Source organism: Paenibacillus sp. 05T425 (assembly GCF_056396205.1).
Genome location: NZ_JBFTLA010000047.1, coordinates 1 through 663 on the forward strand (window position 1 = coordinate 1; position 663 = coordinate 663).

A 663-nucleotide genomic window follows, 5' to 3' on the forward strand; every position below is an offset into this window, starting at 1 on the left:
TCTCCGCGCTCACCCCAGCCAGCTTTCGTGTCAGGAAGTGCGTTGCACCCATCCATTGTTTGAGCGTCCCGAAGGGATGCTCAACAGTCCGTTTTCGGACGCGCATCATCTCCGGTGCTTTGCTCAGCCTAAGCTGCATTTCCTCCAATACAGCTTCATGCTCCCAGCGTCGAATTCGTCGTTCCGTGCTCGGGGTGCACTGCGATTTCAACGCGCAGCCCCGGCATTTCGAACTCCAGTAACGATGCAAATTCAGGCCTTTTTCAACGTAGGAGTAGTGCCAGACCAGCGCCTCGCCAGCCGGGCAAATGTATTCGTTTTTTGCCGCGTCATATATGAAGGCATCGTTATTGAAACGCCCGTCAGCCTTGGCTCCAGAGGTCATCGGTTTGGGCACATAGGCGGTGATACCGGCATCGTGACAAGCGAGGATTTGTTCGCTTTTGAAGTAACCTCGGTCCGCCACTACCGACAACGTTTCTGACGCCATCGCCTCGCGGGCTTGCTTAGCCATCGAGCTGAGTTGATCGCGGTCGGAACCAACGTTGGTCACCTCATGCGCAACGATCAAATGGTGCTGCGTGTCGACCGCTGTCTGCACGTTATAGCCAACAATTCCCGTGCCGCGCGTCATCATGGATCGGCTGTCTGGATCGGTCAGTG

1 protein-coding gene is annotated in these 663 nt (G+C 56.0%); it reads right to left on the bottom strand.

Annotated elements, in window-relative coordinates; genetic code table 11:
- A partial coding sequence (locus AC1DF0_RS31970; protein WP_477577575.1) for a transposase occupies positions 1–663 on the bottom strand: 663 nt, incomplete at both ends.